This is a genomic window from Desulfoluna sp. CYM3A (assembly GCF_056829965.1).
Genome location: NZ_CP186556.1, coordinates 299066 through 324475, shown reverse-complemented (window position 1 = coordinate 324475; position 25410 = coordinate 299066). Strand labels below are relative to the sequence as shown.

General features: G+C 60.0%; 23 protein-coding genes and 1 pseudogene. 8 read left to right on the top strand and 16 right to left on the bottom strand.

The features are described from left to right. Positions 1 to 15 precede the first annotated feature (15 nt). Entirely contained in the window at positions 16 to 642 is a 627-nt protein-coding gene (locus ACOYW1_RS01735) for a PspA/IM30 family protein (protein WP_482421431.1), read from the bottom strand. Continuing rightward, positions 642 to 1163, bottom strand: a complete 522-nt coding sequence (locus ACOYW1_RS01730; RefSeq protein ID WP_482414938.1) for a hypothetical protein — start codon at positions 1161 to 1163, stop codon at positions 642 to 644. The genes ACOYW1_RS01735 and ACOYW1_RS01730 overlap by 1 nt, the downstream gene beginning before the upstream one ends. 373 nt (positions 1164 to 1536) lie before the next feature. Here ACOYW1_RS01730 and ACOYW1_RS01725 point away from each other — a divergent pair, with 373 nt between their 5' ends. Continuing rightward, positions 1537 to 2244: a hypothetical protein gene (locus ACOYW1_RS01725; RefSeq protein ID WP_482421430.1), complete on the top strand. Its 708-nt coding sequence runs from the start codon at positions 1537 to 1539 to the stop codon at positions 2242 to 2244. A gap of 179 nt (positions 2245 to 2423) precedes the next feature. Here the strand turns inward: ACOYW1_RS01725 and ACOYW1_RS01720 are convergent, their stop codons facing one another. Next, positions 2424 to 2696: a hypothetical protein gene (locus ACOYW1_RS01720; protein ID WP_482421429.1), complete on the bottom strand. Its 273-nt coding sequence runs from the start codon at positions 2694 to 2696 to the stop codon at positions 2424 to 2426. A gap of 206 nt (positions 2697 to 2902) precedes the next feature. Here ACOYW1_RS01720 and ACOYW1_RS01715 point away from each other — a divergent pair, with 206 nt between their 5' ends. Continuing rightward, a complete protein-coding gene (locus ACOYW1_RS01715) occupies positions 2903 to 3094 on the top strand; it encodes a hypothetical protein (RefSeq protein WP_482421428.1) in 192 nt (63 codons plus the stop codon). A 629-nt stretch (positions 3095 to 3723) separates the two neighbouring features. Here the strand turns inward: ACOYW1_RS01715 and ACOYW1_RS01710 are convergent. The 8 genes from ACOYW1_RS01710 to ACOYW1_RS01675 form a co-directional block, all read right to left on the bottom strand. Further along, positions 3724 to 5508 (bottom strand): methyl-accepting chemotaxis protein, encoded by a 1785-nt coding sequence (locus ACOYW1_RS01710; RefSeq protein WP_482421427.1) that lies wholly within the window; start codon positions 5506 to 5508, stop codon positions 3724 to 3726. Beyond that, positions 5463 to 6095: a hypothetical protein gene (locus tag ACOYW1_RS01705; RefSeq protein WP_482421426.1), complete on the bottom strand. Its 633-nt coding sequence runs from the start codon at positions 6093 to 6095 to the stop codon at positions 5463 to 5465. Before ACOYW1_RS01705 ends, ACOYW1_RS01710 begins: the two co-directional genes overlap by 46 nt. Before the next feature lie 602 nt (positions 6096 to 6697). Then, the gene (locus ACOYW1_RS01700; protein WP_482421425.1) at positions 6698 to 7777 is read right to left on the bottom strand and encodes an HprK-related kinase B; all 1080 of its coding nucleotides are present in this window, start codon (positions 7775 to 7777) and stop codon (positions 6698 to 6700) included. Then, a complete protein-coding gene (locus tag ACOYW1_RS01695; RefSeq protein ID WP_482421424.1) occupies positions 7774 to 8646 on the bottom strand; it encodes a GAK system ATP-grasp enzyme in 873 nt (290 codons plus the stop codon). Before ACOYW1_RS01695 ends, ACOYW1_RS01700 begins: the two co-directional genes overlap by 4 nt. Positions 8647 to 8704: 58 nt before the next feature. Next, positions 8705 to 10354: a phosphotransferase gene (locus tag ACOYW1_RS01690; RefSeq protein ID WP_482421423.1), complete on the bottom strand. Its 1650-nt coding sequence runs from the start codon at positions 10352 to 10354 to the stop codon at positions 8705 to 8707. Between the two features lie 3 nt (positions 10355 to 10357). Next, a complete protein-coding gene (locus ACOYW1_RS01685; protein ID WP_482421422.1) occupies positions 10358 to 10624 on the bottom strand; it encodes an amphi-Trp domain-containing protein in 267 nt (88 codons plus the stop codon). 100 nt (positions 10625 to 10724) lie between these two features. Next, positions 10725 to 11891: a hypothetical protein gene (locus tag ACOYW1_RS01680; RefSeq protein ID WP_482421421.1), complete on the bottom strand. Its 1167-nt coding sequence runs from the start codon at positions 11889 to 11891 to the stop codon at positions 10725 to 10727. 85 nt (positions 11892 to 11976) lie between these two features. Beyond that, positions 11977 to 13074, bottom strand: coding sequence for a GAK system CofD-like protein (locus tag ACOYW1_RS01675; RefSeq protein ID WP_482423637.1), 1098 nt, complete (start codon positions 13072 to 13074; stop codon positions 11977 to 11979). A gap of 509 nt (positions 13075 to 13583) precedes the next feature. On the opposite strand from ACOYW1_RS01675, the gene ACOYW1_RS01670 reads away from it, so the two are divergent. From ACOYW1_RS01670 to ACOYW1_RS01645, 6 genes are all read left to right on the top strand, one after another. Continuing rightward, entirely contained in the window at positions 13584 to 14945 is a 1362-nt protein-coding gene (locus ACOYW1_RS01670) for an SDR family NAD(P)-dependent oxidoreductase (protein ID WP_482421420.1), read from the top strand. Positions 14946 to 15096: 151 nt separating this feature from the next. Then, positions 15097 to 15672 carry a chalcone isomerase family protein gene (locus ACOYW1_RS01665; protein WP_482421419.1) on the top strand — a complete coding sequence of 192 codons (576 nt, stop codon included), beginning with the start codon at positions 15097 to 15099 and terminating at the stop codon, positions 15670 to 15672. Beyond that, positions 15669 to 17018 carry an MFS transporter gene (locus tag ACOYW1_RS01660; RefSeq protein ID WP_482421418.1) on the top strand — a complete coding sequence of 450 codons (1350 nt, stop codon included), beginning with the start codon at positions 15669 to 15671 and terminating at the stop codon, positions 17016 to 17018. The genes ACOYW1_RS01665 and ACOYW1_RS01660 overlap by 4 nt, the downstream gene beginning before the upstream one ends. Before the next feature lie 273 nt (positions 17019 to 17291). Beyond that, on the top strand, positions 17292 to 18146 hold the full coding sequence (locus tag ACOYW1_RS01655) for a vWA domain-containing protein (RefSeq protein WP_482421417.1): 855 nt from the start codon (positions 17292 to 17294) through the stop codon (positions 18144 to 18146). 56 nt (positions 18147 to 18202) lie between these two features. Further along, entirely contained in the window at positions 18203 to 19021 is an 819-nt protein-coding gene (locus ACOYW1_RS01650; protein WP_482421416.1) for a tetratricopeptide repeat protein, read from the top strand. A 214-nt stretch (positions 19022 to 19235) separates the two neighbouring features. After that, entirely contained in the window at positions 19236 to 20339 is a 1104-nt protein-coding gene (locus ACOYW1_RS01645; protein WP_482421415.1) for a polysaccharide deacetylase family protein, read from the top strand. Between the two features lie 120 nt (positions 20340 to 20459). Here the strand turns inward: ACOYW1_RS01645 and ACOYW1_RS01640 are convergent, their stop codons facing one another. The 5 genes and pseudogenes from ACOYW1_RS01640 to ACOYW1_RS01620 form a co-directional block, all read right to left on the bottom strand. Then, a complete protein-coding gene (locus ACOYW1_RS01640; RefSeq protein ID WP_482421414.1) occupies positions 20460 to 22823 on the bottom strand; it encodes a methyl-accepting chemotaxis protein in 2364 nt (787 codons plus the stop codon). 97 nt (positions 22824 to 22920) lie between these two features. Then, complete coding sequence (locus ACOYW1_RS01635; protein WP_482421413.1) at positions 22921 to 23199, bottom strand: hypothetical protein; 279 nt, start codon at positions 23197 to 23199, stop codon at positions 22921 to 22923. Then, complete coding sequence (phnD, locus tag ACOYW1_RS01630) at positions 23153 to 23719, bottom strand: phosphate/phosphite/phosphonate ABC transporter substrate-binding protein (protein ID WP_482421412.1); 567 nt, start codon at positions 23717 to 23719, stop codon at positions 23153 to 23155. Before phnD ends, ACOYW1_RS01635 begins: the two co-directional genes overlap by 47 nt. Positions 23720 to 24421: 702 nt before the next feature. Next, entirely contained in the window at positions 24422 to 25198 is a 777-nt protein-coding gene (locus ACOYW1_RS01625; RefSeq protein ID WP_482423636.1) for a LysR substrate-binding domain-containing protein, read from the bottom strand. 25 nt (positions 25199 to 25223) lie between these two features. After that, positions 25224 to 25310, bottom strand: a pseudogene (locus ACOYW1_RS01620) (hypothetical protein); the annotation flags it as partial. Between the last annotated feature and the right edge of the window lie 100 nt (positions 25311 to 25410).

Here is a 25410-nt window from a genome sequence, read left to right as displayed (position 1 = left end):
CTCCGGGCCATATCCTCAAGCTCGGCAAGCTTCACCGCATCGGCACGCCCAGTACTTGCCGTTGCTGGAGAGCGTTCCCATGCCGCTGGCCTTGGCCGTAACCCGTTCAAAGGTCGCCTGGGCTTCGGCCACGCGCCGCGCCACATCCCCTGAAGCTGAGGCTCCCTGGGGGGCGTCGCCTGCTTCCCCTTCGGACCGGACAGCTTCCCGGTACTGGGCCAGGACCTCGGTCATCTCCCGTTTCTGGGCCTTCAGGGCATTCAGGTAGCTCTCCAGCTCTTTTTCCTGGGCGGCGTTGTCGGCCACGGCAGTCTCCAGAATGGGAATCTGGGCTTCGATGTCCATCTGCTTGCCGATGGCCGCTTCGGCCAGGTCGTCACGGTTTTCCCGCACGGCCAGCTCGATGCTGCCGGTGAGCTCTTCGTAGGTCCGGTTCATGGCCATGAGGCGCTTGCTGGCAAGGTGCTTGCCCGCCACCACCTTGCCAAGCTCTTCACGCACCTCGTCCATGGCGCCTTCCACGTCGCGGATGGTCTCTTCCATGACGCTCTCCGGCACCGCCCCTTCCAGGGCAGAGACCACCGAGTTCACGCTGCCGCTGACGATGCGGCGTACCCGTTTCCAAAGCCGTTCACTACTCATCACTGATCTCCTTCTTGTTTTCGAGTCATGATTTCCTGCATCAGCGCCGACAGCTCCATGGTGGATGCGATGCGCGATTTCACAGCCTCAGGGTCGTAGCAGAGGCGAAAATCCGATGCCCCCATCTGAAGCGTTACGTCCATCATTCTGGATACGCGTTCGGTAAGGCCGCGCTCCAGTCCCGACAGGTCCTCGGCGCCTTCCGCCTGGTCTGCGGTATACGACAGGAAAAACGCGAGCAAATCCGGAAGCCACTCAAAGGAGCGCGTCACGAGCTCCGAGGAGACCCCGGCCCTTTGCTCGTCGGCCCGGACCTTCCGCACCGCAGGCCCCATGAGCCGCGTTATCTCGTCAAACCAGTCCTGATAGCCTTCGATCTCATTTTCTGCTGCACGCCTTTCGGCAATGAGCGCCCTGAACCGGTCACTGGGCGTCTTGGCCCCTTTAAAGTCGAGCCGACTTAAAAACTCGGCGTCATCTTCTGTGATTCGCACACTGAAAGGTACGGTTTTTGGCGGCATGTCCTCCCCCGTTGTCTTGAATTGTCCATCGGTTTTCAACCGAGTCCGTCAACATAGTTACGACAGATGAATTCATTTGTAAACATTTATTGTCAACCAATGGACAACAGCTCCAGACACACAATATTGTTATACCATCGCACCGTTACACGCCCGCCGCCCCACGTAGCCGGTCACAGGAAATCCCGTTGACACGCGACACCGGACCATGTGAGCATACATCCGCTTCACGAAGCCGACCGGCCCACGGGATGTGTTGACATGGCATCGGGAAACAGGCTAAGGCCTGATGGAGATGAAAAGACCGGAGGGCTTTTTGGCACCTTGTGTCGACAGCCCGTACCTGAAACATCAAAAAACCTGGAACCAGCCCATGCACATATACGGACTTCACGACGCCAAGCGGGTCATCAGCACCATGCTTCCCCTTGTGGGATACATCCTCGGCTTCATCGGCCTGACCCTGTTCACCGACATCTTCTTTGCGGGGATGCGCACCGGAGAAGAGGCCCAAAATGCCCTTGCTGCACACGTCGCCGTCTCCACCGCCCTCAATTACCTGGTGATGACCTTTTTCCTGGGCCGCATCATCGAGCTGATCTTCGGCCTCCGGCCCCTTCCGGTGCTTTTGCTCATTCGCAAAAAACTCCCGGGCTACCTGCTGACCACCCTGCTCCTCACCCCCGTCATGATCCTGGTGTCCGCCCTGTTTTTCCCGGGAAATCCCCAGGCCCTGTTCTACACCGTCATGGTGACCCTGAAGGTGCTGCCCATCTATGTTTTTCCCCTGGTCTTCATCACCGGCCAGGCCAGGCATGCGGTGTTCACGGGCATCAAGTGCCTTTTAGGCAACGTCTCGGACTCCCTTTTCCTCATCATCCTGAGCGTTGTGGCCTTTCTCTTTGAGGGATACATCCTGCCGGTTCTGCTCCCGTCCCTTGAAAGCAACACCCTGGCCTCCGCCGTCACGGTCAGCTGCAACATCTTCTTCAGCCTCTACATTTTCACGTCAGCGGCCTGGGTCATGAAGGAGAAAATCTACAGCGACGGGACGCCGGACGAACCGGTGACCCTCCATTAAAAAAGTGGAAAGACAGTCAGGTAAACGTGGGGCACAACAGGATGGGTGGAAGGCACTCGGAGTCCGGGTCAGGGCTTAAACCGGACAAACAGGGCGCCGGAGAGGATCAGGAGCAGTCCTGCACACATCAGAACCACCGACCTGGCGTTGGTGGTGACAAAGGCCTGAACCCCCGCCGCTTATTGCGGGTCGTAAAATGAGATGGCACCGATAAAGGCGGGAATGGCAAAGGCAATGCAGATCCAGCCGAAAACCTCAAACCACTCTTCCCTGATGCTCGGCACCAGGGTAACAACGAGCAGCACCCCTCCAAGGGCGGCCACAATCCCCCCGGCCCTCTCCAGGCTTCCCTGGAAGGCCCCTTCCCAAAAGAGATTGTAAACCATCCCGCACAGCAGCATCAGCAGGTGATAGTACAAAAAACCGGCAAGGGCACACAGGCCGATGGTCATAAGTTTTAAGGCGAGCCCTCCGGTCTTCCGGGGCTTTAGCGTTTGCGGAGCCGGCTCCTCCTTTGCGGCTGGGGGTTCTGCGGTCTCCTGCTTGCGAGGCTCTCCGGCGGGAGGCCCCGGCGTCGGCACGAACCCCGGGAGCGGGTGTCGGCTCCGCGGCCCCAAAGGAATCCGCCACAGGTTCCACGCGGATCCGGTCCTGAAACGTGTCTGTTTCGTCCTGGGACACCAGCACCACGACGGGCTGCCGCCCATCTGCTGCGGGAAAGGCAAGCCCCAAAGCCACCGGCATCACCATGGCATCAAGATCCGGGATGATAAAGGCGTCAAGTCCCCGGCTTTTGCTCAAGGTCATCATCTTCCTGGCAGCGGTGTCGCCGTCCCGGCTTCTGGCATAAATGTACTCCACATCGATCCCGTCGGAAAAATCCGGAATCAGGGTACGCAGAATCACGCAGGCGAACTCTTTGTCAATGGCCTCATCGCCGGAAGAGGAGTCGATGCCGTGGCAGATCAGCACCACCTTTTCATGCTGCACACGTTTTCCGGAAGCCGGATCCATAACACTCAGTGCGTGTTTTATCTCCATTTCGCCTCCACCATTCGCCAGAAACAGGGAAAAAAAGTCCGTTCCGCCTGCAGGATGCACCAGAGCGTGGCTCACCATGAAAAGGACGGCATCCCAGAGGATGTTGACCGATGAAAGGGGACTGATACCCGCCTGTGTCGGGGGAGGGGTCGAAGGGAACGAACCGACGTCAAACGGGCAATGCGGCGTGAGCGCAGGGTGCGAACCCCGCGCCTCAACAGATTGAAATTTTGCTTAAAATCCTACAGCAACACCCCCATATGTTCAATAAAAAATCATCCTTCGCCCGCCCGGCCCAAAACCGAAGGGGCGCCCCGCCCCCTGCCGAGAAAAAATGTCCACCGGCAGGGTGACAGGCCCCGCAGGAGACCCTGCGGCTTCGCCCCCCGGGGGGCAGAAGGGTTTGCCGCAAGTCATCCACCGGGGCCAGCTGCCTCCTTACACCCTGAAGCGCCCCACCAGGGCACTCAGCTGGTCTGAAAGGCCGTGGAGCTCCCGGGCGTTGGTGCGCACCTGGGCGCTGACATCGGACATCTCCCCGGCTGTGGTATTGACGTCCGCGATCTCACGGGCCATGTCCCGGGAGACCCCGGTGCTTTCGGAGATCTTGTCGGAGACGGTCTGGATCCCGGAGGAGGCCTGGTTGATATTTCCGGAAATTTCAGCGGTGGTCACGGACTGCTCTTCAATGGCCGCGGCAATGGTAATGACAATCTGATTCACCTGGTCCACGACCTCTGCAATGCCATCGATCTCGACCACGGTCTCTTCGGTGGAGGCCTGGACGCCACCGATGCGCTCTCTGACCTCCTGGTTGGACACCGCGGTCTGCTTGGCCAGTTCTTTGATTTCATCGGCCACAACGGCAAACCCCTTGCCCGCGTCCCCGGCCCGGGCCGCCTCAATGGTGGCGTTCAGGGCCAGCAGGTTGATCTGCTCGGAGATCTCCCCGATGGTCTCGGTGACCTTGCCGATGGCCAGGGCCGCCTCCCCAAGGTCTCCCACCTTCTCCTTGGCCTGCCGGGCCTGGGTCACCGCGTCGCCGGTGATGGTGCGCGCCGACTCCGAGTTCCGGGAGATCTCCCCGATGGTGGAGGTCATCTCCTCGGTGGCCGAGGCCATGGTGTTGAGGCTGCCTGCGGAGTGCTCGGTTTCACGGGCCACATCCTCCATGTTGCAGCTCATCTGCTCTGAGGCCGCTGCCACGGTGTGAGCCTTGGAGGAGGATGCCTCGGACCCCTGGGCCATGCGGCCCGCAAGATCCGTCAGCCCGGCCGAAGAGCGGGAGAGGGTCTCGGAGTTGCCCGCGATCTCCCGGATCATCTGCTGGAGCTTCTCCACAAAAAGGTTGAACCAGCGCGCCATCTCCCCCAACTCATCACGGCTGGCAACGGCCAGGCGCTGGGTGAGGTCACCGTCCCCCTCGGCGATATCCCGGAGCATGTCACCGGCCTGCTTCAACGGCCGCGTAATGGAGACAATAAGCACCAGGGCTGCCCCCACGGCCAGGGCTCCGCCGATGAGGATAAAGATTACGATGACGGCCTTGCCCGAGGAGGCCGACTCCACAAAGGCCGTCTTGGAACGCTCTGCCATGGTGTGTACCGTCTCGGAGGCCTCCTCAATGAGCCCCCGGGCCTCGGCGCCGGTTGCCAGCTCATGTTTGTCCTGGGCCACGTAATCGTCCCAGGTGGCCCTGTACTCTCCGGCCGATGCCCGGATGGCCTCGGTGGTCGCCTCCATCTCCATGAGGCCGTCCAGAGCCTCGGTCACCTTGCCGGGATCGGTGCGGAAAGCCAGGTAGTAAAGGGCCCCCAACCGCGCATCCACCAGGGCCTCGTTCACCTTTGCAACCTGCTCCAACCGGGTGAAACCGTTTTCGATGACCCCGCCAAGCTCCCGCCCGGCTGTCTCGATGTCATCCACGTACACCCCGGCGCAGATCACCAGGTCCCAGGGCTTGAAGTAGCGCGCCACCGTTACCTTGGGGAACACGGCGTCCCCCATGCCCGGCTTGGTCCAGTAGTACTCTGTCATGGACGTGCCGTCCTTGACCGCCCCGTTGACCACATCAATCATGAAACGCTTTCCGGTCTTCTTGTCCTGGATCTTGGAAAAATCCATGCCTTCCAGGCTGCGGTCCGCGCCGTGGGCCACCAGGGTAAAATCCGGCTGCATCACAAAAAAGTAGTTGCTCCCCTCAAAGTGCATCTTGCGCACCACGGAAAGGGCCGCTTTCCTGGAGCGAGAGGCCTTGTACGTCCCATGCACCGCGCCACGTCCACGAGGTTTCGGACAGAGGCAAAGGCGGTCTTTTTGAGGTAGTAGGTGCTGTTCTCCAGCACCTCCCCGCGAATGGCCGACTCAATGCGACGCGCCTCTTCCTGTGTGGTGGCTCTCACCTCGGCGGCGCTCGTCAAAAGGTGTCCGCGCAATTCGGCCTTCTTATCCTTGGCAGCTTTCAGGGAGATGAGGTTCTTCTCGTAGAGCGTTCGCCCGGTGTTGAGCGTGTCCACCTCCCCGGTGGTACCGGACACCCGACCCAGCTCTTCCAGCATGGCCTTTACGATGTCCAGCCCCCTGCTCAAGGCTTCAAACTGCTCGGGTTTCCCCTCCTTGGCGTAGGCCACCTGTTCGCTTAAGGTCCCTTTAAGCTGTGTATCAAGTTCCAGGGTCATGTACCCCTCGTCCGCCTGGCGGATGACCCGGTTCAAACTGAGATAACCTGTCCCCCCAACCACAAGGAGCACCCCCACCAGCAGGGCAAACCCTGCAATCAGTTTTTTCCTCAAACTTACCGCTGCAAACATCCACCATCCTCCGTTGTCCATGGTCCGCGCCAGGGCCACATCACACACCGCAAAAAACCCTGACCGCCGAAAAACGCACTGATACATCACGTATCGACCCAGTAAACAGGGAACTTTAGGCGATTGTGACGCTGAAAAGACAGCCGCAGAATCACATTGACAAACTGTTTATAAAACGAGATGGCATGGCGAAAGACTCACAAAGGCTGCCTTTACGACGGGCCTGTTGTGAGGTAGAAAAAAGCAATGGACCACAACCGGAAGGAAAGGTGAAAGGATTGGACACCCTCAATATCGCGTTTACCGACGAAGCAGGGCACGCCCTGCGCAAACGGGGAGGGGCCGTGACCCTCCGTATGGTGAAAAAAAAGAGCTGCGGCGGCTGACGCCCCTCAGGCCGGGCACCCGACCTGGCCCCGGCAGTTCGCCGGGGCGTCCCCTTTAGGAAATACAGCTTTCGCAAGGCCCTGGTGGACGGCATCCCCGTCTGGTACACCCCGGAGGTGCTTGCCCACACAGGCCCCATCATTGTCAGCATCAAGCGATGGGGATTTTTGCGTCGTCTCTCCGTGGAAAACCTCTGGCTTTAACCGGCCACTGCTTCAGGGCGAAAGCATGGCAAGGCAGACCTTGGTCCCCTGGATAAAATCCCTGCCCCCGGACAATTCCACCACGGGCACCCCCGTCAGCAGATCGGCATAGGCGGAGAGGGTCGGGGCCCTGGTGTCCTGCCCCTGAAACGGGCCGTAAAAAAGGCCGGTGTCCTTGGCAAAGGCGGAGAGCAGGCTGGCGTCCCGGGGCATCTCAAGGGGCCGTGCCATGGTGGGGGAACCTCCCCCGGACCAGTTCAGGATCACCAGGCCGCAGAGGGGGGCTGTCAGGACAAAACGGCCCGGCCCGAAAAACCGGTGGATGGGCACGTCGTGCTTTTCTTCCACAGCCCTAAGAACATCTCGGGGCAAAGACCTGAACCGAGCCCTCTCACCGGGGGCGAGCAGGCCGGAAAGCCCGGGCACGGTAAGGGCGGTCCCAGGATTGATGCGGGGGTGCTTGGCCACCCCGCACATATCAAGGCCTTCCCCACGTCGCATCACCATCAGGCGATCATTGCTGACAAACCTTGCCCCTGCAGCCATGAGATGCAGGGCCAGGGTGGATTTCCCCGATCCCGACACCCCGGCCACGGCAAGGCCTCGATTGCCCGTCACCACCCCCGCCCCATGTCCCAGCAGGCTCCCCTGACCTAGCTTCCACTCGATAAAGCGATTGTTGATGAAGTTGATCACCTGGTTGGAGTTGGCAAGGCAAGGCCCCACCGCAAGGTGCTCCCCGCCGCCAAAGAGAAAAAGCATGCCCGAGAGCCGTTTACGCACCATGCGCCCGTCCGGGAAATCCACCCACTCCTCCTTGGTCACGGTCTTGCCGGGAGACGGTGCCTTCGGTGCAAAGGCAAAGGGGACAGACAGTACCTCGGATTCGTGGAGGCTGATGCGCACGGCAGGCGGGCCACCGTCACAGAGGAACTCTTGAAAGTAATCGGCCAGGACCTCTTTGATCTCTCGGGAGCTTGAGGTGACCTGCACCAGGCACCCGGCAAACCCCAGCGTCAGCCCGTGGTTGGCCGGAATGCGGCTCCGCACCCGAGCCAGGAGTTCTCTGCAGGTTCCGCCGGAAAGGATCATGGCATGATCCTTTCCATCACATGGTCCACGTATCGGTCCGCCGCGTTGATGCCGGTGGTCTCCAGAATGCCCCGAAAACCACCGAACGCCGAAACTTCGAAGACAAAGGGGCCCTCGTCTGTCAGGGCCACGTCCACACAGGTAAAGCTCAGGTTGAACAGGGCCTGGGCCCTGTGGGCCAACTCGATGACCTCGGCAGGAGGGTCAAAGGCCCGGTACCTGCCCCCGGACGCCGTGGTGGTATTCCATGATCCCCCTTGCCTGCTGCGGGCGTAAGTGGCCAGGTACTTCCCGCCCACAAAGGCGATACCCAGGTCGCGGTCCCCTATGGCAATGGATTTCTGAAGATAGAGGATGGGATTTTTCGCCTTGTAGGCCCGGATAATCTCCCCTGCCCCGGACCCGTCCTTCAGATGGACCATTCCCCGGGCCTTTGAGGTGTACAAAGGCTTCAGGATGGCCGTACCGTAGGCCTTCAGGGCCTCCATGGCGTGTTCTTCACTCTCGGTGACAGTGGTGGGCGGCATGGGAATCCCGGCCAGCTGAAGGGTGATGGTGCAGGAGAGCCGGTCCAGAACGCGGATCAGGGACAACGGAGAGCTGAACACCTTCACCCCCCGCCCCTCCAGGTACCGAAACAGCTCCAGCCGGTCCAAAAGGTCCGGGGAGTAGCGCGCGCCGATCTTTTTGATCATCAGGGCATCGAACCCTGCAAGATCATGGGGACCGCACCGGGCCCTGCCCGAGGGCAGCTCCAGGCGGATCTCGTCCGGGGAGATGAGGACACGCCGCCCGGTCCGGGCAGCCACCGCATCGGCAAGCTGTTCCGAGGACCACCCTCCCTGATTGCCGATCACGCCAATGTTCACCGCATCCCTCCTGAATCTTATGATAGGTCAGATGACGAGCTCGCCGGATACTCTGCCTTCAGGCCCCGTCAGTAGTAAAGAACCTCCGCGGGAAACCGAAACGCGGCCCAGTCCCGCGTTGACACCCCTGGACCTTCTCCAGGAGAAACAGGGCCCGCTTGTACATGGCCCGGGCAAAGTCGGCATTAAGCTCAAAGCGGGTGGAGGTATAAAAAGACCGGGCCAAGGCAAGGGCCAACCGAACGGAAAAGGAGGCGTCGCCGCGCTCCCTGGAAAAGGCTTCAACCCCCTTGTGAAACCTGTGAATGGCCCCGTTGATCCGCCGGCGGCGGTCGGCCTCGAACACCGGGGTGCGAAACAGGGAGACCAGAAACACCGAGGCGTCCTGAACGTAGTCGAAATCCCGGGATCGGTGCAGGTCGATGAAGTGCACACGCCCAGTGTCGTGGTTGTACACCACATTGCTCGTGTTGAAATCCCCGTGGATAAACACGGACACGGGGGCTGCCAGCCCCTGCTCCATGGCCGCACACCGCGCCAGGAGTTCTTGAACGGAGTGGGCGGCGGCGCGGCCCACGTGGGTGCTCTCCCGGAAAAATGCAGGGTGCACCGCCAGCACATCGGCAAGGCGAGTCTGGATCTGATGGATGTAGTCCGTATTCCGGGGCGCTGTAACGGCTGTGCGGTCCCACACGGCAAACAGGGTACGCTCAAGGGCGTCAAGGGCGCTTTTGGCCGCAGCGTCCCCTGCCGACCGGATCACCGTGTCCAGGGTATCCCCGGGAAGAAACTCAAGGAGCAGGGACCCGTTCTCCCCCTGGGCATGAAAACTGTAGATCTCGGGCACCAGGCCCGGGCAGCAGCGCTGCCACCGGCTGTTGTTTTCCTTCTCCCGCTTTATTTTTTCCAAGGGCCCTTCTTTGTAGATCCGGCTGCCGGTCTCGGGCCGGGTGCCCGGCCCCCTGACCTCCCCCACCCGGCACCCGGACCGCGTCCCCTTAATGGCCCGGTAATCGATGCTTTCCACGGAATCGGCACTCCCTGACTTGGACAGGGTTTTCTTCAGCGCATGGAACTGCTCGATGTCGATGTGCTCACCCAGAATGGAAAAAAGGATCGCCTCCCCGATGTTGAGGAGTTCGCTCCCCACCCGCCCTAAATCCCTCAAGACGCAGAGGACGGAAACGAGGTGCCGCGGGTCGCCCCCCTCCTGCAGCGCGGCCATGAGCTTCTCCGCACCGTCCGCGCAGGCCCGGTCCAGCTCCGATCCCACCCGGCAGATGGAGAGGCCGGCGTCCATCTTGCCCTTGGCCAGGGCCCTTTGAATCGGCGCAATGCCCCTTACAATCGGTAAAAAGGCCCCCTCCACATCCATTGCCGCCTGGAGTTCCCGGCAGCTATGGTGTGCGGCCTGCTCCGCAACGTCTACAAGGGTGTCCCCGATACGTGCCAGGCTGTCGCAGATTCTCTGGGCGGCACGAACCCTGTTCACAAGGGGGCGCGACAGGGAGCTTCGGCTGTGGATGAACCCGAAGCACTCGTTATCCACCACCGTTTTCAAGTTATCGATGTACCTCTTGCGGGAGTGAAGCTTGGCCATGCCTTTCCGCACAGGGTCCAGAAAGAACATCCGGGTCCCCCGGGCCTGGGTCTCCACGGCCAGGACAAGGAATCGGAAATGTTGGTCAAGGCCCTCCGGAGTCGCCATGGGCTACCTCACCTGCAACGGGGGGTACCCTTGCCCATCCGGCGTCTCCCCGTCTCGCCAGCTCACGGTGATGCTCAACTTGGTTAGGCCTGCTTTGTTTTTGGCTTTCACCGTAAAGTTAAGGAGCCCGGACGGGTGAAGGTCGATGGCGGCTCCGTTGGTGGACAACGCGATGGCCCCCTTGCGAAAGCCTTCGGCAAGGGAGGTCAGAAAGGCCGTGATGGTGTCGTTGTCCTGAAGGGAATCGAAAAGGAATTTTTCGTCGGACATGGAAGGGCTCCTGAAGGTGTGAATGGATTTACCGGGCAGGCCGGAAACCGAAAACGACTCAGGCTGTCCGGCATGTGGTGCCTGTTGCGCACTATTACGGTTACCCCTTGAGGCGCTCCCTGTACTCACGGATGACGGAGCGCCTGCTGACCCCGTGGATCACAAGCTTCTTCCGGATGTTGAGGTTGTCCCAGGCAGGCTGATAACCGATCTCCCGGCTTGCCTTGGCCTCGTCCTGAAGTTCCCTGGCCTTGGTTTTTTCTCCCATGTGGCAGTCATCGCCCATGAAGATGAGCTGCTTTCGCCGCGTTGCCGGGCTCTTCCGGTTCTGATCGTTCACAACGGAAATAAGAAACTCGGTGTAGCGCTGTGACTGGGGATTCCAGGTCTCGATGCCGTCCACGTCGTAGCCTGCAAGGAGGATGGGCCAGAACTCCTCCGGGTGGGGAATCACCACCCCTCCCCCCAGGGCGCGGACCTCTTCGATGACCTCGGAGGCCCGATAGAAATAACTCAAGGGGAAATGGGTCTTGACGATCTGCTTCACCGCCTGCAGGTAAGCCTGGACCCGTCCGATGGCAAGGTCCCCCACCTCGGGGCGCAGGGTGTCGAACCAGTTTTTGAGGAGCTTGTTTTTCACGGAGATGGCCGGAACCTTGGGCCAGTTTTCATCCAGAAGGGTCTGAATCCGGGTCACCTGGGCCCGGGTAAAGGCGACCACCTCGGCATCGGCACCTGTGGCCATGGCCGCCTGGTTGATCCTCTCCTCCCGGGGCTTGATGATGGTGTCCATGAAATCAAAGAGCTGGGAAGAGCGGTACTTTGCGGTGAGCTCCAGCATGGACTTGAGCACATGGGCTTCCTGGACCTTCTCGTCGGTGAAGTGGAGCAGGAGCTGCACCTTGCTGTTGAACTTTTTGGCGTAGCAGTCCACCTCCACACCGGTGTAGCCGCCCCAGCTCATCATCTGGTTGTGCTGGGTAGGAATGATCAGGGCTTCCCGGATATTGGGAAAAGCTGCCTTCAATCGCTGCTTGATCAAGGGCATGGGGACAAATTCAGGGTGCCAGTGAACCGCCAGAAGGGCCTCCTGACGATGGTGCACCACAGGGGGCCGCGTGACCTGCTCCACCTGCCAGGGGGCCAGCTCCGTGGCCACGAGGCCTAAGAAGCGCTCCAGGTCCCCTTCGGCGACTTCGGCGGAAAATCCCTGCCGGGGAAAAAGCCTTCGCCCGAACTCTCCGGATGACACGGTCTTGTCTGTCATGGCCTCTTTCCTTTGCCCTGCCCGGAGCGGGCACGGCGGCCGGTGTCCCAACGACGGGATCCCCCTTCCGGGGCATGGTCCGCGGTCAGGTAAACGAGAGCAGGGCCCGGGTCAGGTGTCCTTTGTCGATGCCGGCTCCGGGGCGGTCCCCGATGAGGGGCACGTCGATGACTTCAACCCCCATGGCCTCAATGGCCTGTGTGTCCAGCCCACCGGGGTATTGCCCTTTGCGGCTGTCCACAAGCACGAACTGCAGGGCGTCCCGCCCCCGGGGAGCCCCGCTCTCAACAAGGTAGGCCTGCAGGGCCGCCGCCTGGTCTCCCACGCTGTAGCCCAACAGTTCGGGATCTTCGAAAGGGTTGGGAACAAACACCTTGGGGCAGGGATTTGCGGCAACGGCCTTGCCCACACCCCACGGAAGGATGTTGGCGACCACACTGGTAAAAAAACTGCCGATGGGAAAACAGATCAGATCGGCATCGGCGATGCGGTCGGCGGTCTCCCCGTCGATGGAGATCTTGACAGGGGAGGTGTCGTCCAGGGAGGGAGTCAGCCACACCCGGGTAATCCTGGACTGGATGGCCCCGCCCTCTTTGCCGGTCAAGAGGTGCTGGCCCACAACCACGGACCCGTCGGCCAGGGCCGCGGCGATATGCATGTCCTCGGCCACCACCGGATGCACCTCGCCATGGCCCCCCACAAGGGCTGCCACCAGGCTGATCCCCGATGCCATGCCGTGGCTTGAGGCAAGATAAGCTGAGGTCAGCACCAAATTGCCCATGCAGGCGCCCCTCAGGTCGAAGGCATCGGGCATGGACTCCAGAAACCGCCGAAAGTGGGGGCAAAGGGCCTCACCTGTCCGCAGGGAGAGCCCTTGGAACAGGTGATGGGTTCCCCCAGCCAGGGCGGCGAGCTCCGAGGCCGCTTCGTCCCGGGGCATGTCCCGGGAGAATCGGTGGGAAAAAAGTGCGGCGGCGGCTTGTCCTTCACCGGTGGCCGAGTCCGACAGAGCAAGAAGGCGGCTTCGGATATCGCCCATGGCCGGTATGTGAAACCACCGACGAAGCTCCCCGCTGCTCCCGCCGGAATCAAAGGGAGTCATGATATGAATGGTGTTGTGGGTATACCGCGTCAACTCCCGGGAGACCTCACCCAGGGCGGTTCCACCACTGAAAAAGAGAATCCTCGGCCCTGTGTGTGGGGAGACTGGAGAGCTGATTTCTTTGAATCAGGGATACACATCTCGTCCTGTATTGCGTCCTGTAAGGGGGTATAAGCACTCTCGGGACATGGCCCGAATCCCTGCTGCGGTGCGAGAAAGGACCACGGCAAGCCATTGGCCGGGGACCGACAGGGCACGCTCCGGCGCCTCCCGAAACCACAAGGGGATAACGCCGGTCATAGGTTGGGTAATAGATCTTAAATATATCCCAATCGGTCATGACGTGGAATGAAAAAAGGGACAAAACCCAATGCTGAGAACAGGTTCTGCAGGCGAAGGATTTGACACTGCCGTGTATTTTGCGGTAATTCTAAAAAGTTACTTCTCGCGCCACATACAGATTGCCCGTCACCCATTGATTGCCTCCCGGCTCGCCTGCCTGAACCCGACCACCATGGCGCACCCGACGTGCCCCATGCCCCGTTGGTCCGTGGGTAAAAACGGCTCGACCCTCACGTAAAGGGGGATCCATGATTGAAATCACGAAATCCATTGCCGTTCGAAGGCCCATCCACGAGGCCTTCCGCGTCATCAGCGACTTTTCCTTTATCCAGCACTGGGATCCCGGCGTGGTATCGTCCCAAAAGGTATCCGACGGCCCCGTGGGGGAGGGGACCTCCTTTGCACTGGCCCTCAGGTACGGGATCTTTTCCATGCGGATGGTCTACACCATCACAGAGTACCGTCCCCCCTTCCGGGTGGTGCTCAAGGGAACCGGAGACTCCTTTGCCGTCACCGACACCATTGTGATGAGCGAAAACAGCTCCCGAACCACGGTGACCTACACGGCCTGCTTTGACCTGCCCGATATGCCGCCCCGGCTTGCGCCGGTGGTGCGGCCCCTTCTGGAGCGCATCGGCCGGGCCGCCATGGACGGCATGAAGGCCGCCCTCTCCCCCTGCCCGGGCCCGCCCCGGTCCGTGGCCCTGTTTCACCGGGGGGTCCACCCCGTTGATGCCGTGGCCGACCGACTGGTGCTGCCCGGCGCCTTAAGCTTCAGCAAGTGGGGCCACAACCTGGCCCAACCCTTCTGGAGACCCGGCACCGAGCTTCTCACCGGCAAAACCGTGGTCCTCACCGGCCCCACATCGGGCCTGGGTAAGGCCGCGGCACAGGCCCTGGCCCTGCGGGACGCCCGCCTCATCCTCATCGCAAGAAACCGACAAAAGGCCATGGAGACAAGCCGGGAGCTTACCCGCATCACGGGCAACGATAAGATCGACGTGGCCGTCGCCGACCTGAGCATCATGGCCGAGGTTCACCGGGTGGCGGACGAAATCCTTCACGAGGCGCCCTGTATCGACGTGCTCATCAACAACGCCGGGGCGCTGTTCCCCCAGCGGGAGACCACAGGCGAAGGCCTGGAGCGCACCTTTGCCATCAACCTGCTGGGCGTGTTCACCCTCACCCGGAGGCTCCTGCCCGCCCTCTGCCGGGCAAAGGAGCCGCGTATCCTCAACGTGGCCTCCGGCGGCATGTACACCCAGAAAATCCACGTGGACGACCTGGAGAATGTGCCCCCACCCCTACGGGCCCACCGCCTACGCATGGGCCAAGCGAGGCCTGGTGATCCTGACCGAGCACTGGGCCGAGGTGTTTCGCCACCGCCCCTTTGCCGTCCACGCTATGCACCCCGGATGGGTGGACACCCCGGGTCTTGCCGCCTCCCTGCCCCGGTTTCACAAAGCGATCCGGCCCCTGCTCCGAACGCCTGCTCAAGGGGCCGACACCCTGGTCTGGCTTGCCGCGGCCGAACCACCGGGCCGGTGCTCGGGCCTTTTCTGGCTCGACCGAAGGCCCCACGTCACCCATGTATTTCCCGGTACCCGTGAGACCGAAGATGAGCGCAGGCAACTTCTCACAGCCCTTGAGCACCATGAGCATGCTCTGCGCCGTCAAAGGATCCATAAACGCGAAACCTAAACACCCACCCCTTTTTGCCATGCCCGGACCGTAAAAGAGAAATCGGGTCCAAGGAGAGCCATGTTGCCCATTAAACGCACCATCCTGCTCCTGATCTGCTGCCTTTGGGTCCTTCCCGCCCACAGCCTGGAGCCCACGGCCACCATCGACGGGGTCCGCTTTGACCTGGTCTACCCCGATGCACCGGTCACCCTTCACCTGCGGGGTGTTGCCACCCTGCGTTACCTCCGGTTCATCAGGGCTTATGCCGGGGCCCTCTACATGCCCAAGGCCATCCCCTCCAGTGAGGTGCTCACCGATGTGCCCAAGCACCTGGTCCTCGAATACTTCCAGACCATCGACGCCGAGGACTTTGCCGAGGCCACCCGCGCCATGGTGGAAAGAAACACGGATGAGGCCACCTATGCCCGCATTGCCCCCGAGCTGTATCGCCTCTGCCGCGCCTTCCGCTCCGTTGGCCCCACCGACCGCTACGCCCTGACCTACGCACCGGAATCGGGCCTTTCCCTCACCCTCAACGGCATCCTGCTGGGGACCTTCCAGGGGCCTGACTTTGCCCGGGCCATGTTCGCCGTCTGGCTTGGCGACGCCCCCATCGACAAGGCCTTTCGTAAGCGGCTCCTGGGGGCGAAGTGAAGCCCGGGACCGAAAGGCTGCCCCGTCCGGTCAAGCTCGCCTACGCCCTGCCCGCCTTTGCCATGGCAGTGGTGGGCATCCCCGTCTACATCTACATCCCCAAATTCTACACCGACGTCATGGGCCTGGACATTGCCGTGGTGGGGGCGGGCCTTCTGGGGCTGAGGCTCTTTGACGCCATCACCGACCCTGTCATGGGCATGCTCTCCGACCGCACCGCCAGCCCCATGGGCAGGCGACGCCCCTATATCGCGGTGGGAGCCGTCATTCTCTGCCTGGCCATCGCCTGCCTCTTCAATCCGCCCCAACTTGGCGTCCCCTGGACCACGGCCTGGTTTTTCATCTGGCTGGCCCTGGTCTTCTTCTTCTGGACCGTTGCGGTGGTGCCCTACGAAGCCCTGGGCCCGGAACTCACCTTTGATTACCATGAACGAACGGTTCTCTTCGGCTATCGGGACGGGTTTCTCATCGCCGGCACCATGATGGCGGCCATCGTCCCCGTCATCATCCGCACCGCCCTGCGATCTACCGGGACTTCATTTTCCGACCACACCGTCTTTTTCATCATGTCCCTTGTCTACATTCCCCTGATCCTTGCCTGCTGCGGCATCTGCGTTGTCAGGGTCCGGGAACACGCCACCACCGCCGTGCCGGAGCCGTTTCATCTCAAAGAGAGCCTGGCCCCCCTCCTGAACAACAAACCCTTCGGCATTCTGGTCGTGGCCTTTGCATTCAGCGCCATCGCCGCCCAGATGCCCGCCACCCTGATCCTTTTTTATGTGGAACACGTCCTTGAATCCAATCGGGCCGAGCTGTTCCTTCTCCTCTATTTTGTCTCGGGGGTCGTCTTTCTCCCCGCATGGGTGCGGCTTGCCAGGCGAATCGGAAAAAAGGCGGCGTGGATGGCCTCCATGGCCATCAACACCGGAGCCTTCTTCTATGTCTTCTGGCTTGGGCCGGGTGACGAAGGGGTCTACGGGGCCCTGGTCTTTGTCTCGGGTATCGGCTTCGGTGCCGGCCTTGCTCTCCCTTCCGCCCTCACCGCCGATGTCATCGACTTCGACGAATCCCTCACCGGCAAACGGCGCGAAGGCCAGTACATCGGGGTCTTCTCCGTGGCAAAAAAAATGGCCGGTGCCACAGGGGCAGGCCTCGGTCTCTGGGCCCTCGGTTTTTTCGGCTACGAGGCGGGCCAGCGCCAGGGACCAGAGGCCATCTTTGCCTTACGGACCCTGTACGCCCTTGTCCCCTGCCTCTTGAGCATTGTGGCCCTTGCCGTTGCCGGTTTCTACCCCCTTTCCCAAAAGCGCCATCAAGAGATCATGGCTCAACGTCCCTCCCCTTAACCCGCAGATGTCATGCCTCCCTTTTTCTTCGCCCCGGCACGTCAGATAAGGTTGACATTTCTATTCTTTTCGAAATATCATACCCGGAAATTCGCCTGCGAATCATACAAAACAGGTGCTATTACAAGATGTTTCCCAACGGATTGCCGGACACCTTGCTCCGAACCGCTTCAACGCCTCTGTGATTAAGCGTTTTATTTGCCTACCGGAAAAGTTTTTCTGATGGCCCTCCCAACTGTTGTAACCTGACGTGCCAAAGAGAAAGGAAGTTCCATGTCAAAAATTATTAAAATCTGCTCATTGATTCTCGTGGGCATTTTTTCCATTGCCCAAGCACACGCAGCCACAGGCAAAGCCTTCATTCAGCCCATCGTCACTGATTTCCCCCAGATCCAGCTGAACGTGAACATCCTGGACAGCAACGGTCACCCCGTTTACGGCCTGAAGCCTGAGCAATTCTCCCTTATGGAAGATTTAAAATCCGTTGAAATGACAGGATTTGAAGCAAAAAAAACGGAGGAGATGAAACGCAACAAGGTGGATATCGTCTTCGTCTTTGACGACACCGGCAGCATGGCATACGAAATCAAAGGACTCAAAGAGAAAACCATTGAGTTTGCCGATATCATCCAGTCATCGGGGTTTGACTATGAGTTGGGCCTGATCACCTACAAAGACACCATCAACAACCCATTCAGGCGCACAAAAAACGCCGAGGACTTCAAAACCTGGGTCTCCTCCCTGCGAGCGGCCGGAGGCGAGGATGAGCCGGAAAATGCACTGGACGCCATAGAGGCCGCTTACCGCCAGCCCTTCAGAGATGATGCACGGGTCATCTTTATCCTGATCACCGACGCGACCTTCCATGCCCGGGACGCCATAAGCCCCCTCTCCATGCAGGAGATCATCACGAACCTGGCGGAGCGAAACATCCAGCTCCACGTGGTGGGCCCCAACATCGACCAGTACAAGGCCATGACCTCTGAGCTGGGCGGCACCTTCTACGACAAGGACTCAGGCCAGTTCAAGCGCATCATCACCCCAGATACAGGGCCTGCGGTAACTACACCCTCACCTTCGCAAGCCACCGCCCGTCCTACGATTTCACCTGGAGATCTGTCGAGCTGACCCTTGCAGGCCACTCCCTGGCAGACAATGTCACGCAATACCAGGCCCCGAGCTGGGTGACCGCATCCAGTCGACGATACAGCCTGAAGGGCAACGAAAGCCCCTACTCTCCCCACTTTGTGGTTGATGGGGACAAAAACACCTGTTGGGCCGAGGGCGTAGCCGGAAGCGGCGTGAAAGAGTGGATCGCCCTGAACTTCAATGAGCCGGTCATGGCCGACCATTTTACCATCCACCCTCCGAAAAACGGCGTACACATGCCATCAAGCATCTCCGTAACCCTCAACGGAGACGACAAGCGCCACTACGAAGTTGATCCCGGAAGCGGCCTTATTTCCGGGACCTTTGAAAAAGACCTGCCCATCACACAGTTCAAGGTCACCATCGAAAAGGCCAGCGGAGATACCGTCGGCTTCTCCAAAATCGAACTCTTCGGCGGAAAGCCCAGGGCATTGGTCGGCCCCCTCAAAAAGGCCCAGGAGATCCGGTTCTCCCGAAAAATCTCACGGGACATGAACAAGAAGGGCGAAGAGCTCTATCACAAGAAAAAATACGATGAGGCCATTTACTACTACAAAGAGTCCATCGAAAAAGACCCCACTTATGCCCAGGCCTTCAGCAACCTCGGGCTGGCTTACCAGCGGGCAGACGACTACCCCAATGCCATCTGGGCCAACAGAAAGGCCATTGCCCTGGCAAGGGGAAAACACAAGAAAACCGTCAGCGCCAGCTCCTACTACAACATCGCTCGAATCTTCGAGGCGCAGAACAAGTACGAAGAGGCGCTCCAGAACTTTATCTGGGCCAAGTCATTCAAAAGCCACAGCGCTTACGATTCCGGCATCGCCCGCATGAATGAGAAGCTCGGGATGTAATCCCTGCCTGCCTCCGGCGATCCTGCCGGGGGCCCTGTTTTACCTGTTCCGAAAGAGTGGGGTGCCCCCGCTCTTTCGGCACGCCATTAACATCGCTTGCAACGGTCTTTCCCTTACGATGCCTGAAGGTCCTGAGGGGAAAGGCTGTTGCCACGAAAACATGTGCGGGGACCCTTGTCAAAAAAGCGGCCCGCCCGAGGCAAGGGGACGACCCATGAGGTGCAACTCTGTGATTCTTTTACTCATCTTCACCTCCGCCGCCCATGCCGCGGGTCCCGAAAAAATAGCAACCTATGACAGAAAGACCTGGCCGGAAGCCATTGACAGCAATGCCGCCTTTGACCGGGCCTCAGCCTTCGAGGGCTATCATTTCCTCGATGTGCTGAGCACCGTGGACACAGGCAGTACAGAGACAATCCGGGCATTCACCGGCGTCAAAGAGCCCGACATGGCGTCAGTAGGGAGGTGGGTCCGTTTTGCCCGGAACGAGCTGGTTAAAAATTTCAATGCGGCCCAAAGACAGGACGCCAAAGGGTGGGGCGGAGGCTCAAAAATTGATTCCGCAGACGCCGCCGCCGCCACCAGGCCCCGCTACCTCACCCTTCCTCCCGAGTACGATCAGTGGAAAGAGCGTTCCCGAAAATTCCATACCCGCTACGTGTACGAGCAACTCCGCCTGGCGGCCCTCTTCCCCCGGATCACAAGTGAAATTCTGAAACTGGATCAATCCGAACGCAACGGGTTTGAACTCAGCGACAAGCAATTCATCCTGACCTTTGATGATGGCCCCAGCCCCAATGGGGTCACCGGGAAAATGATCTCTGAGCTGAACAGCAGACACCTTAAGGCGGCGTTCTTTCTTCTGGGGGAGCGCCTGGAAACATGGCCCCCTGAAAAAGCCAAAGCCCTTTATGCCGGACACTATGTGGGTTCCCACGGGTATACCCACAAGGCCCACCCCCGGTACGCCCAGTGGCAATCATCCATAGACAGGACCCATGCCCTGATCTCGGCTGTTTTTTCGACCCCTTCCAACCGCATCGGATTTCGCCCTCCGTACGGTCAGCGCACCCCGGAGATGATCGCGCACCTTCGCACCGTACACCACAGCCACGTGGCCCTCTGGAATATCGACAGCCAGGATTGGAACCGGAAAATCGGACCCGACCAGCTCTCCGACCGGGTGACCACCCTGATCCTGTTGTGGAGAAAAGGGATCATTCTCTTCCACGACCTGTACCCGAAATCCATCGAGGCTGTCGGGGCCCTGCATGACTTTTCACGGGAAGCCAACATTGAATTTGTTGACCCCGGATAACAGTCGGATCGTCGACGGCCTTCCGGAAGGTCCAAACAATTCGCAAGAGCTGTGTGGCAAGCTGTTTAAACCTTTGGCCCCGGAACACGACAGATCAAAACCTGTATGGATCCCGGGACGTCACCGACACAGGTAGAGTTCGTCCAAAGTTTCGAACAGGGCGTTTCGGGCCTCTTCAAAGCGGGCCAGCTCGGCCCGGGCTTCGTCGGTTTTCCCCTGGTTGTGAAGGGCCACCACCGCCTCTGCGCGGGTGTGGACCTCCTCATGGCAGGCCCCCACGGCCCGGTACTGGGGCAGGACGGCCACGGAATCGTCCACCGAGGCATACCAGCGGCCAAAGGCACACGCCCCGTGGCCGGGCACCTCGCCGGGCTCCATGGTCCGTATGCCCTGGAGGGCGGTCTCGATGCCCATTTTCCAGTCAAAGTGGGCATTTTTCACCTTGCCCATGTCAAAGGGGGGCGCAGAGACCTTGAACCGGCCGATGACCTCCTGCAGGACAATCCCGATATGTTTCTGTTCTCCGGCAAACCCACCCACCTCGATGCACCGGTGGGCGGTGCCGTCGGCCGCGCCCTTCACCGACGAGATCTCCCGGGAGACCAGGTCGTTGACACCTGAGGCGCTGACCACATGCTTGTTTCCCTCCTGCATGGAGTGGGAGACGTCGTCGGCTTTGGAGACGATCTCCCGGCTGGCGTCGGCCTGCAGTGCCACGGCCGAGGCAATGGTGCTCACCATGTCGCTGACCCGGGTGCTGCTCTGGGTGATGCGGTCGATCACCTGCACGGTCTGGGTGGTGGAGTCCTGCACCCCGGATACCCGATCCTCGATCTCCAGGGTGGCCTCGGCGGTCTGCCTGGCCAGGGCCTTGATCTCATCGGCCACCACGGCAAATCCTTTGCCCGCTTCTCCGGCCCGTGCCGCCTCAATGGTGGCGTTCAAGGCCAGCAGGTTGGTCTGGTCAGCGATCTCCTTAATGGTCTCGGTCACCAGGGTGATCTGCCCCGCGGCCTTGCCCAGGGCTTCCACGCTGGTGTTGGCCAGCTCCGCCTGGGCCACGGCCTCGCGGGTCATCTCCTTGGCCTGCTCGGATTGATGGGCCACCTCCTTCACGCTTGCGGTCATGGACTTGGCCGATTCGGCCATGAGCCCCACCAGGCGATCCGACTCATCGATGGCCGTTGCCATGGCATCCATGCTGGCGTTCATCTCTCCGGAGGAGGAGGCCACCTCTCCTAAGTCCGCCGACATCTGGCGGGCTCCGCCGGACATCTCCCCTGCGATGCGGTCCATGTTCACCGATGCATGGCCGATGGTCTCGGCGTTGCCCCGGATGCTGCGCACCAGGCGCTCCAGGTTGCCGATAAAGGTGTTGAATGCAAGGGACAGGGCCCCGATCTCGTCGGGTTTTCCCCGGCCGCCGGCCATGGGCAGCCTGGCCGTGAGATCCGCCTCCCCGGTGGCAATACCCTGAAGCATGGAGACCACCCGGTTCAAGGGGCGCACGATGCCGTTGCCCGTAAAGAGCCCCAGCCCCGCGGCCATCAGAAAACAGAGGATGCACACCACCACCATGGCCACAAGAAACTCCTGCCTCACCTGAAAAAACTCATCTTCCGAGGCCGAGGTGAGCACCTTCCAGGTGAAGTCGCCGAAATCCGCGGTGGCAAATCCGTACACGGTGGCGTGCCCTTCGGTGGCATCGCTGAAAAAACCCTGGCCAACGGTCTCTAAAATGTTCAGGTTGTCCGAGCCTTCCCCCAGGCTCTCCCGGATGTTCCCGCCATATCCCGCGCTGCCCTTTTCATGACCGATGACCGTGCCGTCGGAGCGCACAACGGTCAGGGTCTTGGTTGCCCAGCCGAGATCCCGGAAGCTGCTTACCCTGCCCTCCAGCCACTGCTGCACCAGCTGCCACTTCACCCGCGCGCTCAGGGTACCCAGCACCCCGCCGTCCGCATCACGAATCACCGTGGCGATGACCATGGTGTACCGGGCATCCCCGCCAAAGGGAGGCTGGGTGAGAACCGATCCCTCGGGCTGCTCGTGCCAGTCCGACCAGTAGGTCCCCCGGGCCAGGGTCTGGCGGTACCATGCCTCCTCCCCGTGCCGGGCACCGATGAGCCCGGGTTCGCTGGCCGACACACAGGTGCCTTCCTGATTTGTCACCATGAAAAACGAAAAGGGATTGTCCTTGTCCCGGACCAGGCCGGTGAGCAGGGTGTCCACATCCCCGTAATCAAAATCGGTGATCAGCGACTGGCCCAGGATGGGGTTTGCCAGCAGCAACCGGATATCCCGGACCCGATGGTCCAGAACCTCCTCCAGATATTCGGCTGCGATCCGGCTGTCCGCCACCATCTGCTCGGACTGCCGCGACTCGATAAACCCTGAAATCCTGTAGCTGGCATACCCCGCCACAAACAACGCCGGCAGGATCCCCACGATGATCATGGACAGCAGTTCTACCTTGAGTTTCACTCTCATCCCCCTCGCATCTCACGGTGCACACGCCACCGCGCAACGCCCCGCACCGAAAGGGGCATTGCGCACCTGACCCGTAACGGACCCTGTCGGCCTACTGCTGCTTCATGATGGCCTGGATGATCCGGTAGTCCCCGATGGTTGCCCTGGCAAACCCGTCGTACTTCTTGTTGATGGCCTTTATCTCCGGGGCGTCGGCGGGCAGTGTTTCCAGAAGTTTCTGGAGCGTTTTTGCCTTTTCCTTGCCCAGGGCCTCGATGTTGGCGCAGATGGGAAAGTTGGGGATGGGCTTGGGAGACGGCGGTCCCAGCAGCTTCTTGGCTTCTTCAGGACCAGTTTCCCTGACACCCCTGTTGGCCTCGCCGTCCAGCATGGCCGCCACACGTTGAAATGAGCGTGAGCAGGTGGTCGCTCAGCGCGTCCAGGGTCACGCCCTGTTTGGCCAGAAGGTACCTGGGCACCAGGTAGGAGGAGGTGGAACCTTTGTCACCAAAGGCAAAGACCTTGCCCTTGAGGTCGGCAACCGATGCCAGGGGCGAGTCCTTGGGGGCCACCACGTAGGATTTGTAAAAGGGCGAGCCCTTCTTCACGACCTTGACGATGGGGATCACCGTCTTTTTCTGAGCATTCACCTTCACCGCACCCACGGGGCCGATGTAGGCAAAGGCCAGGTCGCCGGAGAGCAGCGCGGCCTCGATGGCCTCGTAGTTCTCGCCGACACGCAGGGTCACCGGCTCTCCCAGCTCCTTGCTCAGGTACCCGGCAAGGGGCGTGAACTTCTCCTCCATAATCTGCTTATCTTCCAGGGGAATCACCCCGAAGGTCAGGGCGGCCTGGGCGGCACCCGAGAGAAAAAAAACCATCATAGCAGTGAGCAACAGGGACTTTTTCATGTCTCATTCCTTTTGGATTTCGTTGATAGAAAAGGCGCACGGGCCCTTCAGGGTGAAGACGCAACCCGTTCCCACGGATGAAGGGCACGGTTCATTCCATTCCCCGTTGCTCGCCACAGGCTGAAAAAGGGGGGGGGACGCAAAACGCTCACTTCGGCGGTGAGGGGATACATCATTCATTAAGGATAGCGAGTACTGGCTGATACAGGAAAAGGCGGTGATGCGGGGAACACCCGACAATAAGGAATATTCAGGGTTGGTTTCCGAATTTTTATTTCAAATTGAGCAAATAAAACATCAACAAAAAACACTACCAATTTCACCTGACAACCAGGTAATACAGGAAAATCATAGGCACAAGCATATTACATGTAAAGAATTTTATATCTTTAAACGTTAGAAAAAGTAGTGAAACTGATCCATGAAGCAATCATGGCCGCCCCATTTGATTTAAACAATCAAAGCCTTAGTGGCATTTGCTCATTCATCGCAGGAAAGCAGCAAACAAACCCAGAATGGCGATACAGAAGGCTCCTCGGTGTTTCGCCGAAAACAGAAACGCGATGTCCCTGAAAAATAGGACCTGTACACAGCAGGCCCTCGAAGCACCGCCAAAGGGCAGGAATAAGAAAAGTACCTTTTTCAGAACTTGGTTGCCTCATTTATCGCTAAAAAGACAAGTCACGACAGCCGGAACCTTCTTTAGCGGCCCTTGATCAGGACCTTCATAAAATGCTCGGTGGGGATGCTCAGGGGGCTGTTCCTGTTGGTGACGATACCGATGGAACGGGAGGGAAGGGTCTCCTTGAGGTCCAGGACGCGCACCATGGGGTCGCCCTCGGGGATGGCGTCGGCCATGACAAACCCCACGCCAAGGCCGATGCGGACAAAGTCCACGATAAGATCGATGCTCTCCAGCTCGAACTCAGGGGTCAGCACCGCTTTCTGTGCCCGGAAAAACGCGTCCAGGTACCTGCGGGTGTTGGTGTTGGAAGTGAGCGTAATCAAGGGCACGTCCTTGAGGTCCTTGATGGAAGGACGGGCCGGAAGCCTCTGGGCATAGGCATCCGTTGCAATGGCCACCTCCTGGAACCCCTTGATCTCCGTGATGTTCACCCCCTTGACGGCCATGGATTCCGGCAGGTTCACCACCCCGAAGTCCATCTTGCCCCCGGCGATCTCTTCCAGGGTCTGCATGGAGGGCTGGTTGATGATGCTGATTCGGATGTTGGGGTAGTCCTCGTGGAAGCGCTTGATGTAATCCAAAAGAAAGTAGCGGCAGATTGTGTCGCTGGCCCCGATGGTCACCTCGCCGTACCCCAGGGCCTTTGTGTTTTCGATGTTCCGCTCCCCGGCCTTGATCAGGTCAAAGGCCTCGGAGATATGGAAAAAGAGCATCTCCCCTTCCTTGGTGAGCTGCATGTTCCGCCGGTTGCGGATAAAAAGAAGGGCTCCCAGCTGGGTCTCCAGCTGCTTGATGGACTGGGAAAACGGAGCTCTGGGTCACAAAAAGGGCCTCGGCCGCCCGGGTGAAGCTCAGGAGCCTGGCCGCATGGTAAAAGACCTTGTACAATTCAAAATTAACGTTCACAACCCATCCTTATATTAGCCAAGACTATTATTGACGTTACAATTATTAATTACATTTATAAAACCACCTATGGTAAGTCAAGGGTGTCATCAGGAAGCGA

What these genes read in the sequence shown, in the direction of transcription:
- ACOYW1_RS01725 (WP_482421430.1), top strand. Translation starts at nt 1,537, where the DNA reads ATGCACATATACGGACTTCACGACGCCAAGCGGGTCATCAGCACCATG.
- ACOYW1_RS01735 (WP_482421431.1), bottom strand. Translation starts at nt 642, where the DNA reads ATGAGTAGTGAACGGCTTTGGAAACGGGTACGCCGCATCGTCAGCGGC.
- ACOYW1_RS01700 (WP_482421425.1), bottom strand. Translation starts at nt 7,777, where the DNA reads ATGATCCTTTCCGGCGGAACCTGCAGAGAACTCCTGGCTCGGGTGCGG.
- ACOYW1_RS01705 (WP_482421426.1), bottom strand. Translation starts at nt 6,095, where the DNA reads ATGTTTGCAGCGGTAAGTTTGAGGAAAAAACTGATTGCAGGGTTTGCC.
- ACOYW1_RS01670 (WP_482421420.1), top strand. Translation starts at nt 13,584, where the DNA reads ATGATTGAAATCACGAAATCCATTGCCGTTCGAAGGCCCATCCACGAG.
- ACOYW1_RS01635 (WP_482421413.1), bottom strand. Translation starts at nt 23,199, where the DNA reads ATGCTGGACGGCGAGGCCAACAGGGGTGTCAGGGAAACTGGTCCTGAA.
- ACOYW1_RS01665 (WP_482421419.1), top strand. Translation starts at nt 15,097, where the DNA reads ATGTTGCCCATTAAACGCACCATCCTGCTCCTGATCTGCTGCCTTTGG.
- ACOYW1_RS01680 (WP_482421421.1), bottom strand. Translation starts at nt 11,891, where the DNA reads ATGACAGACAAGACCGTGTCATCCGGAGAGTTCGGGCGAAGGCTTTTT.
- ACOYW1_RS01685 (WP_482421422.1), bottom strand. Translation starts at nt 10,624, where the DNA reads ATGTCCGACGAAAAATTCCTTTTCGATTCCCTTCAGGACAACGACACC.
- phnD (WP_482421412.1), bottom strand. Translation starts at nt 23,719, where the DNA reads ATGAAAAAGTCCCTGTTGCTCACTGCTATGATGGTTTTTTTTCTCTCG.
- ACOYW1_RS01690 (WP_482421423.1), bottom strand. Translation starts at nt 10,354, where the DNA reads ATGGCGACTCCGGAGGGCCTTGACCAACATTTCCGATTCCTTGTCCTG.
- ACOYW1_RS01645 (WP_482421415.1), top strand. Translation starts at nt 19,236, where the DNA reads ATGAGGTGCAACTCTGTGATTCTTTTACTCATCTTCACCTCCGCCGCC.
- ACOYW1_RS01720 (WP_482421429.1), bottom strand. Translation starts at nt 2,696, where the DNA reads ATGACCATCGGCCTGTGTGCCCTTGCCGGTTTTTTGTACTATCACCTG.
- ACOYW1_RS01730 (WP_482414938.1), bottom strand. Translation starts at nt 1,163, where the DNA reads ATGCCGCCAAAAACCGTACCTTTCAGTGTGCGAATCACAGAAGATGAC.
- ACOYW1_RS01655 (WP_482421417.1), top strand. Translation starts at nt 17,292, where the DNA reads ATGTCAAAAATTATTAAAATCTGCTCATTGATTCTCGTGGGCATTTTT.